This is a genomic window from Scandinavium goeteborgense, assembly GCF_003935895.2.
GTDB lineage: Bacteria > Pseudomonadota > Gammaproteobacteria > Enterobacterales > Enterobacteriaceae > Scandinavium > Scandinavium goeteborgense.
The window spans coordinates 2,220,717-2,236,556 of record NZ_CP054058.1; the positions used below are offsets into that span (position 1 = coordinate 2,220,717).

General features: G+C 54.6%; 14 protein-coding genes. 6 read left to right on the forward strand and 8 right to left on the reverse strand.

The window, feature by feature from the left end; translation table 11 throughout:
- Positions 1–44: 44 nt before the first annotated feature.
- Positions 45–1,166: a Fic family protein gene (locus A8O29_RS11465; RefSeq protein WP_159465229.1), complete on the reverse strand. Its 1,122-nt coding sequence runs from the start codon at positions 1,164–1,166 to the stop codon at positions 45–47.
- 172 nt (positions 1,167–1,338) lie between these two features.
- Here A8O29_RS11465 and A8O29_RS11470 point away from each other — a divergent pair, with 172 nt between their 5' ends.
- Together A8O29_RS11470 and A8O29_RS11475 are read left to right on the forward strand one after the other, a co-directional pair.
- Positions 1,339–2,253, forward strand: a complete 915-nt coding sequence (locus tag A8O29_RS11470; RefSeq protein WP_125353523.1) for a bestrophin family protein — start codon at positions 1,339–1,341, stop codon at positions 2,251–2,253.
- Between the two features lie 11 nt (positions 2,254–2,264).
- Positions 2,265–2,705, forward strand: coding sequence for a GNAT family N-acetyltransferase (locus A8O29_RS11475; protein ID WP_125353524.1), 441 nt, complete (start codon positions 2,265–2,267; stop codon positions 2,703–2,705).
- A 156-nt stretch (positions 2,706–2,861) separates the two neighbouring features.
- On the opposite strand, the gene tam is transcribed toward A8O29_RS11475, so the two are convergent.
- From tam to fhuE, 6 genes are all read right to left on the reverse strand, one after another.
- Complete coding sequence (gene tam / locus A8O29_RS11480) at positions 2,862–3,623, reverse strand: trans-aconitate 2-methyltransferase (RefSeq protein ID WP_174081307.1); 762 nt, start codon at positions 3,621–3,623, stop codon at positions 2,862–2,864.
- 188 nt (positions 3,624–3,811) lie between these two features.
- Entirely contained in the window at positions 3,812–5,086 is a 1,275-nt protein-coding gene (locus A8O29_RS11485) for a Glu/Leu/Phe/Val family dehydrogenase (RefSeq protein ID WP_125353526.1), read from the reverse strand.
- Positions 5,087–5,413: 327 nt separating this feature from the next.
- Positions 5,414–5,662, reverse strand: a complete 249-nt coding sequence (locus A8O29_RS11490; RefSeq protein WP_125353527.1) for a hypothetical protein — start codon at positions 5,660–5,662, stop codon at positions 5,414–5,416.
- A 145-nt stretch (positions 5,663–5,807) separates the two neighbouring features.
- Positions 5,808–6,446 carry a TetR/AcrR family transcriptional regulator gene (locus tag A8O29_RS11495; RefSeq protein WP_125353528.1) on the reverse strand — a complete coding sequence of 213 codons (639 nt, stop codon included), beginning with the start codon at positions 6,444–6,446 and terminating at the stop codon, positions 5,808–5,810.
- A gap of 14 nt (positions 6,447–6,460) precedes the next feature.
- Positions 6,461–7,660: a TCR/Tet family MFS transporter gene (locus A8O29_RS11500; RefSeq protein WP_125353529.1), complete on the reverse strand. Its 1,200-nt coding sequence runs from the start codon at positions 7,658–7,660 to the stop codon at positions 6,461–6,463.
- Between the two features lie 183 nt (positions 7,661–7,843).
- Positions 7,844–10,015, reverse strand: coding sequence for a ferric-rhodotorulic acid/ferric-coprogen receptor FhuE (fhuE, locus tag A8O29_RS11505; RefSeq protein ID WP_125353530.1), 2,172 nt, complete (start codon positions 10,013–10,015; stop codon positions 7,844–7,846).
- Positions 10,016–10,323: 308 nt separating this feature from the next.
- Here fhuE and A8O29_RS11510 point away from each other — a divergent pair, with 308 nt between their 5' ends.
- Positions 10,324–11,379 carry a YncE family protein gene (locus A8O29_RS11510; RefSeq protein ID WP_125353531.1) on the forward strand — a complete coding sequence of 352 codons (1,056 nt, stop codon included), beginning with the start codon at positions 10,324–10,326 and terminating at the stop codon, positions 11,377–11,379.
- Between the two features lie 118 nt (positions 11,380–11,497).
- Positions 11,498–12,682 carry an aminotransferase-like domain-containing protein gene (locus A8O29_RS11515; protein ID WP_125353532.1) on the forward strand — a complete coding sequence of 395 codons (1,185 nt, stop codon included), beginning with the start codon at positions 11,498–11,500 and terminating at the stop codon, positions 12,680–12,682.
- 31 nt (positions 12,683–12,713) lie between these two features.
- Here A8O29_RS11515 and A8O29_RS11520 read toward each other — a convergent pair whose 3' ends face one another.
- Complete coding sequence (locus A8O29_RS11520; RefSeq protein ID WP_246316654.1) at positions 12,714–13,076, reverse strand: winged helix-turn-helix transcriptional regulator; 363 nt, start codon at positions 13,074–13,076, stop codon at positions 12,714–12,716.
- Positions 13,077–13,197: 121 nt separating this feature from the next.
- Here A8O29_RS11520 and A8O29_RS11525 point away from each other — a divergent pair, with 121 nt between their 5' ends.
- Positions 13,198–13,944 carry an SDR family oxidoreductase gene (locus A8O29_RS11525; RefSeq protein ID WP_125353533.1) on the forward strand — a complete coding sequence of 249 codons (747 nt, stop codon included), beginning with the start codon at positions 13,198–13,200 and terminating at the stop codon, positions 13,942–13,944.
- A gap of 139 nt (positions 13,945–14,083) precedes the next feature.
- Entirely contained in the window at positions 14,084–15,838 is a 1,755-nt protein-coding gene (locus A8O29_RS11530; protein WP_125353534.1) for a cytochrome c biogenesis protein DipZ, read from the forward strand.
- Positions 15,839–15,840: the final 2 nt, after the last annotated feature.

The following is a 15,840-nucleotide window of genomic DNA, read 5'->3' on the forward strand; positions in this document are numbered from 1 at the left end:
GTATTCGGCTCAGGGTGAGAGCCGAATTAGCCCGCGTTATCGGCTCACGAAGGTTGGGTGATTTGATAGCGAGTGTTTCGTCCGCCGCCGGGCAGTTTTTCCAGCAAACCCTGTTCAAGCAAATACGCCAGATGACGCGTGGCGGTGGCTTTACTGACTTTAGCGACTTTTTGATACTGGCTGGCGCTGATCCCGTCGGCAAAGCCTGATTCACCGCCGTCGAGCAGGCGATTGATTACTTTCAGCTGTTCGGCTGTCAGTGTCAGGCGTACCGCATCGTTGTGTTTCCAGTAGCGACTTTTCGCCAGCGTGCTGTCGATTCTGGCCAGCGCGGTGTCCAGCGTCACATCGAGCGTTTGCAAAAACCACAACATCCACTCGGTGATATCCAGGTCGCCTTTTTGCGTCTGCTCAAGGATGCGATAGTACTGATTTCGGCGTTCGAGAATCGACACCGACATCGCATACAGCCTGATGCTTTGGTTATCCGCCTGGGCCAGCGCCAGATCCGTCAGCGCACGCGTTAATCGCCCGTTGCCATCATCATACGGATGCAGCGTAACGAACCACAAATGCGCTACGGCCGCACGCAGAATCGGGTCCGAGAGCGGGTCATCTTTACTCTGATTGAACCAGGCAATAAAGGCGTCCAGACGAGCGTCTAGCCCATCTCGCGGCGGCGCTTCGAAATGCACCACCGGTTTATCCATCCGGCCAGAGACCACTTGCATCGGCTCACCGCCGCGCAGTTCTCCCGCATGTACGGCATGCATTGACCACGGATCGTGCGGAAAAAGCCAATGATGCCATTGATTCAAACGCGGCATAGACAGCGGTTCATGGCGATTATCGATGGCATCAAGCATGATCGACGCCACGCCCTCAGAGCGTTCGGATACCGGGAACGGCGTTTCTTCATTAACGCCCAGACGGCGGGCGAGGGACGAGCGCACCGATTGGGCATTGAGCCGTTCGTCTTCAATCGCGGAAGACGCGAGCACGTTCGACAGCAGCGCATCCAGCGTTTGCCGGTCTTCGTCCTGCATTTCACTCCGGCCAATCAGCACACCAGATTTACGCTGCAGTTGACGCAGCAGCGGCAAAACAGTCTCGTCCCGCCAGTGAAAAGCGGGCCATTCCGGTTGTTGCCAGATCCATTGTGTCATGCTGACCTCTGAGCCGAATAACATCATAATTGGCTCACATTATGAGCCGAATAGAGTCAAAAGTAAAATTGCTGGTTGTTATTGGTTTGTAGCAAAACATCGCAATAAACTTGAAAGAGTGATTTGGATCACGTTAAATAACGCAGCCTTCCTTTTTTACTGATAGTGACTCATGATCCTCAGACCCACTGAACACTGGCTGCCCCGTATTTTTGTCTGGCACGGCGCGGTGTTACCTAAGATTTTCTCCCGACTGTTGCTCAATTTTCTGTTATCGGTGGCCGTTATCATTATGCTGCCCTGGTATACCTCGCTCGGCGTGAAGCTCACCGTCGCGCCGTTCAGCATTCTCGGCGTCGCCATCGCCATATTCCTCGGCTTTCGTAATAACGCCTGTTACTCACGCTACGTCGAAGCGCGCCAGCTTTGGGGCCAGTTGATGATTGCCTCACGTTCGCTGCTGCGGGAAGTGAAAAACACGCTGCCGCCGGAAACGGATGTGGCGGCATTTGTGCGTCTGCAAATTGCGTTTGCGCACTCGCTGCGGATGCAGCTGCGTCGTTTGCCACAGCAAAAAACGCTGGAGAAATACCTGACGCCAGAACAGCTCGCGCAGGTTTTAGCGGTGCAGTCTCCGGCGAACCGTATTTTGCTGCTAATGGGCAACTGGCTGGCGGAACGTCGTCAGCAGGGCGCGCTGTCGGACATTCTGTTCCACAGCCTCAACAATAGGCTCAACGATATGTCGGGCGTGCTGGCAGGCTGCGAGCGCATTGCGGGCACGCCAGTACCGTTCGCTTATTCGCTGATCCTGCATCGAACGGTTTACATGTTCTGCATCATGCTGCCATTTGCATTGGTGAGCGACCTGCATTACATGACGCCGTTCATCTCGATGCTGATTTCGTATACCTTCATTTCCCTGGATGTATTGGCGGAAGAGCTTGAAGAACCGTTCGGGGTGGAAAATAATGACCTGCCGCTGGACGCCATCACTAACGCGATCGAGATCGATCTGCTGCAAATGAATGATGAAAAAGACGTTCCAGCAAAAATGCTCCCCGATAAGTGCTATCAACTCACCTAAGGAAATCCGCAATGGACGTTTTGATTCGTGACATTCAACCCCAGGACAAAGCCCAGTGGCGTACCCTGTGGAATGGCTATAACCAGTTCTACGAATCCAAAGTCCGCGAATCCGTGACCGAAAAAACCTGGTTGCGGATGATGAATGCGCAATCGTCCATTTTCGGGCGCGTCGCAGAAGTGAACGGTCAGGTGGTTGGGTTTGCGCACAGCGTGCTGCATGAGGGCACCTGGGAGTTATCCCACATATGTTATCTGGAAGATCTGTTTGTCGCCCCGGAAATGCGTGGACATGGCATCGCGCGCTGTCTGATTCAAGCCTTAGTCAATGAAGGCAAAGCGCAGGGCTGGTCCCGCTTGTATTGGCATACTCGGGAGAATAACCCGGCGCGTAAACTGTACGACGAGTTTACCGAGGTGGAAGACTTCGTGCTTTATCGGATGAATCTGTAACCGTGCCGGGTAAGAAATCATTAAGATTTTCCCAGTAACATGGCCATCGAGCCAACAGGAGAATCATCATGGAAAAGAAAATTGAGACCGCCCTGAACATTATCATTTTTGTTTCTCTGTTCGCGACGGCCTGGGATCTCTCTTTAGTCCGCGATTTCAGCTGGTAACGCGGCGCGCCATAATAAACAACCGTGGGAATGCCAGCAGGATTTGACCGTTTTGCTGGCGAGGGTAATGCTCTTCCAGTAATTGCAGATAACGACTCAAAAACGCCTTCTGACTAACGCTATCCAGATCCTGTAAGAAAGGACGTAAGCCGGTCGCGCTCAGCCATTCCACGATTGCCTGATGCGAGGCCATCGGATGAAAATAGGTCGTTCGCCAGACATCCACTTCACAACCGCTCCCGCTCAATAAATCGTAATAACCCTGCACGCTTTCCAGCGGAATGCGCCCGTGCGCCGGGTGCCCAAGCTCGGCGGCGACCTGACGCATTAAAGCATGGGACGGTTCCTGCCAGTTGTCCGGCATTTGCACCGCTAACACACCATCTTTCGCCAGCAGCGAAGCCAGACGCGGAAACAGCGTGGGATGGCCAGACACCCATTGCAGCGAGGCGTTGGCATACAGCACGTCGAGCGGCTGTTCGGGTTGCCACGCGCCAATATCTGCATTCACAAACTGACAATCCGGCAGCGCTTTTTGCGCTTTATCCAGCATCGCCGGGGAATTATCCACGCCGGTAATCACGGCATCGGGCCACGCGCCACGCAGCAGCTCGGTGCTGTTTCCAGGGCCACAGCCTAAATCAGCAATGTGCTTTGCTGACGGTTTGGCAATACGGGCGAGCAGTTCCGCCGCCGGGCGGGTACGTTCGGACGCAAACTGCAAATATAACGACGGGTTCCAGTCGGCCATTTCTGACTCCTTAGCGCGGTTTCAACGGCTTACAGCATAGCGCAGGCGGCGCGATTTAACCGTAAACGATCATTGAATGTCTGAAGGATTTTCAGCACGAGGATATTGCGCAGTTTTGCGAAAAATATCGCTGATGACGGAAGGGGAAACGACGGTGAGCCGACGGGCGACTCACCGTTTTTCAGGCCTTAGCCTGGATAGATACCACGATCTTTACGCGCTAGCAGAATGCGTTCGCAAGCAACGATGTACGCGGCGGTTCGCAAGGAGCAGGTTTTTTCCGCTGCTTTTTCCCAGACGTGAACCATCGCGTCGGTCATGATTTTATCCATGCGCGCATTAATTTCTTCTTCGCTCCAGAAGAAACTCGCCATGTCCTGAACCCATTCGAAGTAGCTGACGGTGACGCCACCGGCGTTACAGATAACGTCCGGCACCACGATAATGCCACGGCTGGCGAGCATATCGTCGGCATCCGGATAGGTCGGCCCGTTTGCACCTTCGAGGATCAGTTTACATTTCAGCGTTTCCGCGCGATGACGGGTAATCTGACCTTCCAGCGCGGCCGGGATCAGAATGTCCATCTCAATGTCCCAGAAGGCTTCGCTGGCAATGGTTTCCGCGCCCGGGAAACCGGCGATCTGTTTGTGTTCAATCTGCCAGGTGGTCAGGGCGTTCATGTCGATGCCCATCGCGTTAAACAGCGTCGCAGTGTGGTCCTGAATCGCCACCACGCGTGCGCCGGATGCGGCAAACAGGCGAGCTGCTTCGCTGCCGACGTTACCGAAACCTTGCACCGCGACGCGAGCGCCTTCCACCGGAATGTTGGCCCTGCGCGCCACTTCACGGCCGCTGATCCACACCCCGCGGCCGGTCGCTTTTTCACGTCCGAGAGAGCCGCCAAGGTGAATCGGTTTGCCAGTAACGACGCCGGTGATGGTGGTGCCGTGATTCATGGAGTAGGTGTCCATCATCCACGCCATCACTTTGCCGTTGGTGCCGACGTCCGGCGCTGGAATGTCTTTTTGCGGCCCGATGATGATGCCGATTTCGCTGGTATAGCGACGAGTCAGACGCTCAAGTTCGCCTTCAGACAGGGCAAACGGGTCAACGCGAATACCGCCTTTTGCGCCGCCGTAGGGCAGGTTCAGCGCCGCACATTTGATGGTCATCCAGGCAGACAACGCCATCACTTCGTTCAGATCCACATCCGGGTGGTAGCGCACACCGCCTTTGCCCGGGCCGCGGGAGAGGTTGTGCTGCACCCGATAACCTTCGAAATGACGGATGGTGCCATCGTCCATCTGAACTGGAATATCCACAATCAACGCACGTTTCGGATGACGAAGGGTATCCACCCAACGGGTCAGCTCGCCCAGGTAGGGCTCAACGCGCTCGATTTGTTGCAGGTAGGTGTTCCAGGCAGATGTATTGCTATCTGAAGCGTAAGATAACTTATCCATGATGAACCTTAAGTATTGTAAGTAATATGTTCTTAATTAGCCGTGGACCATAGCGTTACTGACTATGTGAGTATAAATTTAACACTTTCTTAAAATTTAGCATCAGACGAAGCGAAGAAATGAGAGGTGGTGGAAGTAATTTTTAACAGCAGATTTGAATAAGTATCCAATTAAAAAAGGCGCATGAGCGCCTTTTGCAGGCTAAATTCATTCACTTTAAGTGCATAATAAACGAATTAATCTATTTACCAGAAGTATGACGCGCCTCTAAAAGTAAATATAATGATAATCAACTGTGTTGACTTTGTTTCTTGGTGGTATGAGTACTCAAAACCGCTTCAGAACCAGCACGGTATCCAGAACCTCTCCAGTTTCGCCATTTGGCCCCGTCGCCAGCCGTTCAATATTTCCGACAAAAACAGACTGCCACGCATCATTGTCCAGTTGCAGTTCAGCCCGCGCCACATCAGGCGTGGGGAAGGGAGACGGCCGATGATCGGACCACGATGCCGCCGACCCGTGAGAGGTGATCAGCAGCACACCGCCGCGCGCAACAAGGGCTGCAGCCTTTTGCAAAACCGTCTGACGGCCAAAGTTGACGGGGGATTCAAGAAACGAGGCGGTAACCAGATCATATTCTCCCTCAGGAAACGTCTGCGATAGATCGTGCTGTTCAAAGTGGATGCGTTCTTCGATGTCATTGACAGGTTCAGAACGCGAATCAGGCGTAGGGCGTTCCGGCTAATGCCGCTTTGAGCCCGGCGGCACCTTTATCAACAAGTTCCAGAAACGTGGCGGCGGCCCGGGTGGCGTCGAGCGATTGCGCGAACGCCTCATGGGCGCTGATGAGCGCCGTGCTCCAGCACGCCAGCTGTAGCGCAGCCGCGAGCTGGGCATCCGCATCCACGTCTTCACGCCCCGCACAGTGCGCAAGCTCAGCGGCCACGCCATTTGCGACTTCATCGCGAATCGCTCTGGCTCGCGCTTTAAGCGTTTCACTGCCTTTAACGATCGCAATAAATCCCTGGCTGGCGTCAGAAAACTGCAAGAAAGGGCGCTCTTCAGCAATCAGCCTGTGTGCCAGCAGGCGTAAAGATTCAATCGGCGACTCCACGTCGTTGCGCTGACGTAGCGCGTTGGCCACAGTCTGGCGAATCTCATCGTCGCGGTCGAAAAACATATCCTCTTTGCGCGGAAAGTGATTAAACACCGTCATTCTTCCGACGTCTGCCGCAGAGGCGATTTCATCGATGGTGACGTTATCAAACCCTTTTTCCGCGAACAGCCCGGTCGCGGCGTAAGAGATATTCCGGCGTGTTTCCAGACGTTTTCTGGAACGACGGTCGATCACTTCAGACATGGTTTCTCCTTAATTTACGCAGCGTCAGTGGATTCTGCGGCAGCGGTTTTGCGCGTGCCCAGAATAATCAACGGCACCGCAATCGCGTACACCACCACCACGGACAGCCAGATGGCGCCTGGCCAGCTTTGTTGAACCACAAAATAGAATGACGAAAAGCCGAGCGGGGCGATGATCGACGCCAGGCTAATGGCAGAGCCCAGGACGCCCTGAAACTGGCCCTGACAATCCGCATCGACCTGTCGAGTGGCTAACGCCTGTAACGCTGGCATACCTATCCCGCCCAGCGCGAAGAGCGGCATTATCGCGAACACCACCCAGCCTTCGCGGGTAAAAGCCAGGGTAACCAGCGCGCAGCAGGAACAGGCGACGCCCACCAGAACCGCGCCTCGTTCGCCAAAAAGACGGGTCGCCGGGCCGGGTAAAAATGCCTGCACCAGCGTCTGACACACACCAAACGCACCAAGGGACAGACCAATCCACATGCCGTTCCAGGCAAAAGTGTCCGAGCCCCACAGTGCCCAGCAGGTACCGTACACTTCGCCGGTGGCGCTAAGAATGAAGAAAACCAGCACCAGCGGCATCAGTTTTTTCATCGAGAACACCCAACGCAGCGGTTTGAGCGGATTAAGCGCGGAGAGTTTCAGCGCACGATGCGCCGGTACCCGCGACTCGGGCAGTAAAAACAACGCCATCAGCAGGTTACAGGTATTGAGTACCGCAGCGACCAGAAACGGCAGGCGGATCCAGGTATCGCCTAACACGCCGCCTAATACCGGGCCGATAATAAAACCGATGCCAAACATGGCGTTGAACAGGCCAAAACGGCGCGCGCGCTGCTCTGGTTTTGAAATATCGGTAATGTAAGCGGTGGCGACGGAAATGTTGGCGCTGGTCAGCCCGGCAATCGCCCGACCGACGAACAGCATCCAAAGGTGAGGCGCGAACGCCATCACAACATAGTTGATAGCCGCCCCGGCAAGGGAAATGAGCAGCACTGGCCGACGGCCAATGTTATCGCTCAACGCACCCAGCATTGGGGCGAATACGAATTGCATCGCGGCATACAGCGCCGTCATGATGCCGATGTACGGTGCGATGTGGGGGGTATGCGCCACGTCTTCCAGCAGCCGCGGAAGAATAGGGAAGATCAGACCAATGCCCACCGCATCGAGACAGATTGTTGTGAAGATAACAATCAGGGATTTATTCATAGTGATTCTCTAAGACGTGAAAAATATGTACTGAGCATTAATATATACTGAGTACACTTTTAGTTTGAGCGATCGCCGCAGGCTTGTCAACGACACCGATGGAAAGGAGTATGGCGGAACAGGGGAAAACAGCTTAAGACTGCACGGTAAAAAGAAGCCCCGGTGATCTCCGGGGCGGGAACATCAGAAGGTATATCCTACGCTGACTGAGACATTCCGCGGTTCGCCGTACACCGCCGAGTCGCCAAGCCAGCTGTAATAGCTGCGGTCGAAGAGGTTGTTCACATTCGCCTGAACGGCGACCTGCTTGCTGACCTGATATCGGGCAAACAGGCTCGCCAGCGGGAAGCTTCCCTGATAAACACGCTGCGTTTCGCCGTCTGGCCCAACTGCGTCCTGGAAGGTTTTATTCTGCCATGTCAGCCCGCCGCCGACGGTCAGGTCTGCAAGCGTGGGCACCTGATAACGGGTGAACAGTTTGAACGTGGTCTGCGGCATATTGCTGTTAAACCGGCCTTCAGAATCTCGCGCGACGTAGCGCGTTGCGCCAAACGTCATCTGCAAGTTATCCGTCAGGGCACCGTTTAATTCAAATTCTGCCCCTTTACTGACGGCGCCTTTTGCCGGACGGTAAGCCTGCTCACTGCTGCCATTCACAAATTCGCCTTCCACTTCCTGCCCGACATTTTCTTGTTCGATGCGGAAAATCGCGAAAGTCGCGGTCAGGCTGCCGTTGAACCAGTCTGATTTAAGCCCCGTTTCGTAGTTCTTCCCGGTGATGGGGGAAAGATACTGGCCGCTTGCATCGCGTTTGGTTTGCGGCTGGAAGATTGAGGTGTAACTGGCGTACGCCGACCAGGTATCGTCGATGTCATACACCAGGCCGCCGTAAGGCGTAACGTTGTTTTTGCTCATGTCACCGCTACTGCCGATGGTACTCCACTGGGTGTAACGCGCACCCACGATCAACGATAGCGGATCGGCCAGAGACAGGCGGGCGGCGGTGTAAGCCGATTTCTGCCTCACGATGTCATCGGCGTTCTGATACCAGTCACCCCACTGCGGATCGACCACATTGCCGGTCCAGCCATTGTTGAAGATACCCATTTGGTCGCTATCCAAAGGGCCATCAGCGCTAAAAGTCGAATTATGTTGGCGGCTGTAACTCACGCCGGCCACCAGTTGATGCTGACGGCCCAGCAGTTCAAACGGGCCGCTGGCGTAGGTATCAATGGAGTCCAGGTGACGTTCGCCGCGGTCTTTACTGCCAAAACCGGAGGTCCCTTCGCCGGTGATTTCGTCCGGATTGCCCATCACATAAAGCAGCTTGTCGTTAAACGTTTGCTCCGCGTGAGTACCGTTAACGCGGAAGATCCAGCCGTTGTCGAAGGTGTGAGTCAGGTTGGCGAAGACTTTACGTGAATTCAGGTTATATCGCGTCCAGTCGGCGGCGCTGTTCAGGCTGCGATCGTAATCGGTACGTTTGCCATTGCTGTACCACGTCGGCAGACCTCCCCAGGTTGGGTTATCGGTGTTGCTTTCCTGATAGTCATAACCCAGTGAGAGCAGGGTACTGTCGGTAACGTCGGCATCAATAACGCCGTACAGGAATTTTTTGGTTTTATGATATCTGTCGAGCCAGCCGTCCTGATCCTGATAACCGGCAATCACGCGGGCACGCACGGAGCCTTCTTGATTGAGCGGAGAAGCGAGATCGGCCACGTAGCGCTGATCGTTCCAGCTGCCGTAGCTGGCACTCAGATTGCCGGTAAACGTTTTGCTGTCGGCATGTTTGCGTACCATATTCACCGACGCCGCCGGGCTTCCGGCACCAGTCATTAAGCCTGTGGCCCCGCGAACCACTTCGATTCTGTCGTAAATCGCCGTATCGGATGCCGCATCGCCGTAATTCCACACGTCGCTAACGGAAGTGGGGATATCGTCATAGGTGTAATTACTGATTTCAAATCCGCGTGAGAAGTAGGTCGAGCGCTCGCTGTCGACCACCTGCGCTGAAATACCGGTGGTGTTAGTCAGCACATCACCGACATTCTCCAGGTCCTGATCCTTCATGCGCTGCTCGGTGATCACGCTGAAAGACTGCGGTAAATCTCGCGGCGCAAGCTGCATTTTGGTGCCTGCATGCGTGGTTTTCACGGTGTAATCATGCGTTTCTTCGCTGTCCGAACCGCTGCTACCTTCCACGATCATCGTTTGTTCGTTCTCAGAATCAGCAGAAAGCGCCTGCGGTGAAAAGAGCAGGGCATGGATAGCCGACGCCAGCAGTGAAACGGTCATTAACTTTTTGCCAGACGTGCGGGGGCCGCCGCTGGCTTCCTTGCAGATAAAAAGCATAAAGATTCCTGTCAGAATTATTGTTATGTGAAGCGCTGTCGTTTCTGCGGATGCCCAAGCTTTCTCATGGCCCGGTACGTGAAAAGGTCAGAATGACTTAATAAGAATGCTAATAATAATTATTTGCTTTTGCGTCGTCGCGCAAGAGTTTCATTCCATGTGTAACAATTTGTAAATCCTGAGGTGACTGATAACCCTGATATTCAACGGGTTTACAGAAATAACGCAAATGCTTATGATTCTCATTAATATAAAAACACACCGATTATCCCATTTTGGGCAGGGTTCTTTCCTTTACGGAGTTTCAGATGCAATTTCCCTTCGCGCAGTACAAAACAACGATAGCCCTCGCAATGACCGCGGCTCTTAGCCTGTCGACCTTTACTGTTCAGGCGCAGACCGCGGTGAAAGACGTGACAGAACAGGTGGTAGGCGATGGACTGTATGAAATGGTGTATTTGCCAGAAGCAAAGGCCCTTTACGTCGCCAGCGCGCAGGGTTTTAAAGATGTCAACGGCGGGGCGCTCTATCGTCTTGATCCGGCTACGTTGAAAAAAACCGGTGAGACTTTTACCGATTACAAAAACTTCGGCATGACGATGGATCCGAGTGGGAAGGTGTTTTACACCACCAACACGCTGGACGGCGGGGTATCGAAAGTGGATGCCGCAAGCGGAAAAGTGCTACAACGCCTGATGTTTGAAGGCAAAGACAAAGACGGCGACCCGGTGGGGGCGCGAGAAATCTTCTGGCACAACGGTATGCTGTTTATCGGTGGCGTCGCGGACCCTGGCTTTATTTCGGTTGTCGACGCAAACACCATGACGCTAAAACATCGGATTGAAAATGCCGGCAAATGGGTTACTGGCATCATTTATTCCCCGGTCACTCAACGCATCTATGCGGCCAACGGGGGCGGTGAAATTCTCAAGATCAATCCAGAAACATACAAAATAGAACAGCGCTGGACGCCAGGTGACGGGAAAACGTATTTGTTCCTGAACATGGCGGAAGACGCCAAAAACGGTCGACTGTTCGTGACTGACGATTCAAAAGCCAAAGTGACCCTGGTTATTGATGAACATACAGGCAAGGTACTTAAACGCATTGAAGGTGACGCGTTAGGGATTAAATATAACGATAAACGCAACGAAATTTATATCAGCCAGCGTGAGTCGAAAAAAGTACTGCAGCTTGACGCCACCAGTTATGCGCTGAAGCACAGTTGGACTTTTGACAGCCACCCAAATAGTCTGCTGATCTCGCCGGATGGGCAGTCACTTTATGTCACGGTCAAACAGGAATTTAATGAAGACAACACCACCAAAGGCCCGGATAGCGTGGTGCGTATCGCACTGAACTGAGTCAGTTGTGCATAAAAACCACGCCTGGCGTGGTTTTTTGCTTTTGGCCGCTAAAGGCATTGCTTATTCATTTGGGTGCTATGTATATTTTAGGTGAATAAAAACGAGAGAAAATAAAATGAGCAAGAGCAATCACCTCGCAGACCGCATCCAACAGCTTCAACCTTCCGCCATTCGTGAACTGTTAAAACACAGCAAAATGCCAGGCGTTATTTCGCTGGCTGGCGGCATCCCGTCGGGAGAATTATTCGATAAAGAAGGGCTTATCCAGGCCACGCAGCTCGTCGTCGAAGAGAACTTCGGCGATGCATTCCAGTACGGTTTAACAGAAGGCACCGTCGAATTACGCGATCATTTGGTCGGGCTGTGTAAATCTCGCGGAATCGATACCACGGCGGATCGTCTGCTGGTGACGTCGGGTTCGCAGCAGGCGCTGGATTTGCTGATCCGTTCGCTCGCCAATCCGGGCGATGTGTTTGTCGTTGAGCGCCCAACCTATCTGGCGACCCTGCAAATTCTGAGTCTGACCAATGCCACCGTGCAGTCGGTCGGCAGCGACGCCGACGGCATGATCGTCGATGAACTGGAACAGCTGCTGCACACCACGCGCATTAAAGCGGTCTACGTTGTGCCGACCTTCGGTAATCCGAGCGGGACGACACTGAGCGCCGAACGTCGTGAAAAACTGGTCAAACTGGCGATTAAACACGACTTCGTGATCATCGAAGACGACCCGTATGGCGCCATCAGCTTTACCGAAGAACGTCACAAAACCCTGTTCCAGACCGCCGCTGAGCTGGGCGATCACGACAGCGTGGTTTACACCTCGACGTTCTCGAAAATTCTGGCACCGGGCCTGCGTGTGGGTTGGATTATTCTGCCGGAATGGATGAAACAGAAAGTGGCAATTGTGAAGCAGGCGACCGACCTTCACGCCAACTCGTTTACCCAATCTTTGGTGGCGGCGTATCTGACGCTGAATCGTCTTGAGCCGCAAATCGCGCTGATCCGCGACGCCTATAAACAAAAATGCCTGGCGCTGTCAGGTTTCCTGAAAGAGGAACTTGGCGATCACATCACCTTTAATCAGCCGCAGGGCGGCATGTTCCTGTGGGCGCAGTTCCGCTATGACTTCGACACCACAAAATGGTTGAAGCAGACGCTGGAAAAAGGCGTGGTTTACGTCCCGGGTGAGTTCTTCTTTAGCGACCATGCGGATAAGAAAACCCTGCGTTTCTCTTACGCCACCGCCACCGAAGAACAGCTGCATGAAGCCGTTAAACGTCTGAAATCCGCGCTGTAATTTCTGTGTGTCTCGCCCGGTGGCGCGATGCTTACCGGGCCTGGGCGCTCCCCATCGCCGGGGCATTCTCCCGCATCCAGTCCGCTAAAGAGTCCAGCGTCGGGCGCAGCGATTTCCCGCGCGTGGTAATCTGATATTCCACCCGCGGCGGCACTTCGGCAAAGACCTGCCGGGTCACCAATCCGCGAGCTTCAAACTGACGCAATTGGCGCGTGAGCTCTTTTTGAGTGATGGGGTCGACCGCACGCTGTAGTTCGCTGAATCGCACCGGTTCATCAATCAGGATCAGCCGATAGAGGATGGGGATCGCCCATTTCCCGGCAATCAGGTTTACAAAGCCAACCATCGGGCATTCCGACCCTGCGGTGGGCAACAGGAAAATATTTTTTGTCATGCGGACTCCCGTCGTTCGTCAATGCATTCCATGGCGTGCCTTAGTATCCAAAAGGTGCCTACTATCCAAAAGATACTATAGCGCAAATAATGGCGTCACCAGTTAAATACGAGGTGACAAAATGGGCAGACTTGACGGCAAATACGCATTAATTACCGGCGGCACCAGCGGCATAGGCCTGGAAACCGCCAGGCAATTTCTGGCAGAAGGTGCGACGGTGGCAATAACCGGACGCAGCGAATCTGGCTTACAGGCCGCGAGAGAACAGCTCGGTGAAAATGTGCTGATTCTCAAAAGTGATGCGGGCGATTTAGATCAGCAACAACAGCTGGCCGGGGTATTACGTGAGCAGTGGCCACGGCTGGATATCCTTTTCGCTAACGCCGGCGATGTGACGCATCGGCCGCTTGAGGCGTGGGATGAACAGGCGTACGACCACCTGATGAGCACCAACCTCAAGGGGCCATTCTTCCTTATTCAGGCGCTATTGCCGATGCTGGCGAATCCGTCATCGGTGATTGTCTGCGGTTCAGTGAGTGCCCGGATTGGCCTCCCGCAGAGCAGCGTTTACGCCGCCAGCAAAGCGGCGATCTTGTCGCTGGCTCGCACGTTATCGGGCGAACTTCACCCGCGTGGGATCCGCGTCAACGGCTTAAGCCCAGGCCCGACCGAAACGCCGGCGCTGGGTAAACTGGGCAACGGCGTGGCAGAGGAAAAACTGCGCGAGGATATCCGTCAGCTGGTACCGATTGGGCGTTTAGGCACCTCGACAGAACTGGCAAAAGCCGCGGTATTTCTGGCCTCCGATGAATCTGCGTATATCGTCGGGACCGATTTACTGGTCGATGGCGGCGTAGGCAATCTCTGACACCAGCCAGCGCTCTCCTTCAGGGAGGGCGCTTCCCGCAGTTATCACAAAAATGTGAATATTCCGCGAGGATCTCGTTACCCATTCCCCGCTACAGTCTGGACAACACCTCCACGTTGTCCTTGCTGAGGCTTCAACTATGCTGGTCATTATCCTTGCTTATCTTGGTGGTCTGCTGACCATTGCCAGCCCGTGTATTCTGCCGGTGCTACCGTTTGTTTTCGCCCGCTCAGACCAATCGTTTACCCGTTCCGGGCTGCCGCTGCTGCTCGGTATGGCGCTGACGTTTACGCTGTTTGCCACGCTGGCAGCGGTCGGCGGCGGTTGGGTGGTGGCGGCGAATCAGTACGGACGCATTGCGGCGTTAGTGCTGATGGCAGTGTTTGGCATCACTTTGCTATTCCCGCAGGTCGGTGAACGCCTGATGCATCCGCTGGTCAATGCCGGGAATACGCTTTCCGAAAAAATCACCTCTGGCCGCGCGGCCGGACCGGGCAGTTCATTGCTGTTAGGCGTGGCGACCGGGTTGTTGTGGGCACCGTGTGCCGGGCCAATTCTTGGCCTGGTCCTCACCGGGGCAGCGTTGCAGGGTGCGAATGCAGGCTCAACTTTACTTTTACTGGCGTACGCCGCCGGGGCGGTGACCTCGCTGGCTCTGGCGTTAGTCATCGGCGGCAAAGTCTTTAGCGCGATGAAACGTTCGCTCGGCGTGGGGGAATGGATCCGCCGTGGGCTTGGCGCGGCAATGCTGCTGGGCGTCGCAGCGATTTCACTGGGCCTCGATACCGGCGTTCTGGCGCGTTTGTCGACCGTTTCCACTGGTGGCATCGAGCAGACATTAGTGCAAAAACTGAAACCAGAGAGCACGTTTTCCGCGGCGAAACCGTCTGCGACGCTGGCATCGGCGACCCACCGCGATGTGCCTGCGCTGGTTGATGCGGGCGTGATGCCCTCGTTGAACGGCGCGGTGCAGTGGCTAAATTCGCCGCCGCTTACTGCTGAATCGCTGCGCGGAAAAGTAGTGCTGGTCGATTTCTGGACGTATTCCTGCATCAATTGCCTGCGCACGCTGCCGTACGTTAAAGCCTGGGCGGAAAAATATCGCGACCAGGGCCTGGTGGTGATTGGCGTGCATTCCCCCGAGTTCGCGTTTGAAAGAGACATTAATAACGTCACCAAAGAAGCCAAAAAGCTCGGCGTCACTTATCCGATCGCCATCGATAACAATTTCGGTATCTGGCAGGCGTTCAACAACCAGTACTGGCCCGCGCACTATTTCATCGATGCCAACGGGCATATCCGCTACATGCATTTTGGTGAAGGGAATTACGCGGAATCCGAACGCGTCATTCAGGAACTGTTACGCCAGGCCGGGGCGCAAAACATCAATGACAAGCTGGCAAGCGTGGCAGGCAAGGGCGTTGAACAATCGGCCAGCGGCATGAACGACATTTCACCGGAAACTTACCTGGGCTACCAACGCGCCGAGAACTTTGCTTCCGGTAGCCTGAATAACGATGAAGAGGCTGACTATCGCCCACCGACAGCGCTGCCGCTTAACACCTGGGGTCTGGAAGGGCGCTGGAATGTCGGCGGGGAACACATCACGCTGGCGGGCGAGAAAGGCCGCATTGTTTATCAGTTTCGCGCGCGAGATGTGCATCTGGTGCTAGGCCCCGCAGAAAACGGTAAGCCGGTGTGGTTTCGCGTGGCGCTCGACGGCCAGGCGCCCGGGGCAATGCACGGCAGCGATATCGCCGCAGACGGTGCGGGCACTATTACCGACCAACGTTTATATCAGCTGATTCGCCAGAAAGACGGGGCCGGAGAGCACACGGTCAGCATCGAGTTTGATCAACCGGGCGCGACTGCCTACGCCTTTACGTTTGGTTAAGA

Excerpts from the sequence above, each read along its gene's own strand:
- A8O29_RS11465 (WP_159465229.1), bottom strand. The coding sequence starts at position 1,166 with ATGACACAATGGATCTGGCAACAACCGGAATGGCCCGCTTTTCACTGG.
- A8O29_RS11470 (WP_125353523.1), top strand. The coding sequence starts at position 1,339 with ATGATCCTCAGACCCACTGAACACTGGCTGCCCCGTATTTTTGTCTGG.
- A8O29_RS11475 (WP_125353524.1), top strand. The coding sequence starts at position 2,265 with ATGGACGTTTTGATTCGTGACATTCAACCCCAGGACAAAGCCCAGTGG.
- tam (WP_174081307.1), bottom strand. The coding sequence starts at position 3,623 with ATGGCCGACTGGAACCCGTCGTTATATTTGCAGTTTGCGTCCGAACGT.
- A8O29_RS11485 (WP_125353526.1), bottom strand. The coding sequence starts at position 5,086 with ATGGATAAGTTATCTTACGCTTCAGATAGCAATACATCTGCCTGGAAC.
- A8O29_RS11495 (WP_125353528.1), bottom strand. The coding sequence starts at position 6,446 with ATGTCTGAAGTGATCGACCGTCGTTCCAGAAAACGTCTGGAAACACGC.
- A8O29_RS11500 (WP_125353529.1), bottom strand. The coding sequence starts at position 7,660 with ATGAATAAATCCCTGATTGTTATCTTCACAACAATCTGTCTCGATGCG.
- fhuE (WP_125353530.1), bottom strand. The coding sequence starts at position 10,015 with ATGCTTTTTATCTGCAAGGAAGCCAGCGGCGGCCCCCGCACGTCTGGC.
- A8O29_RS11510 (WP_125353531.1), top strand. The coding sequence starts at position 10,324 with ATGCAATTTCCCTTCGCGCAGTACAAAACAACGATAGCCCTCGCAATG.
- A8O29_RS11515 (WP_125353532.1), top strand. The coding sequence starts at position 11,498 with ATGAGCAAGAGCAATCACCTCGCAGACCGCATCCAACAGCTTCAACCT.
- A8O29_RS11520 (WP_246316654.1), bottom strand. The coding sequence starts at position 13,076 with ATGACAAAAAATATTTTCCTGTTGCCCACCGCAGGGTCGGAATGCCCG.
- A8O29_RS11525 (WP_125353533.1), top strand. The coding sequence starts at position 13,198 with ATGGGCAGACTTGACGGCAAATACGCATTAATTACCGGCGGCACCAGC.
- A8O29_RS11530 (WP_125353534.1), top strand. The coding sequence starts at position 14,084 with ATGCTGGTCATTATCCTTGCTTATCTTGGTGGTCTGCTGACCATTGCC.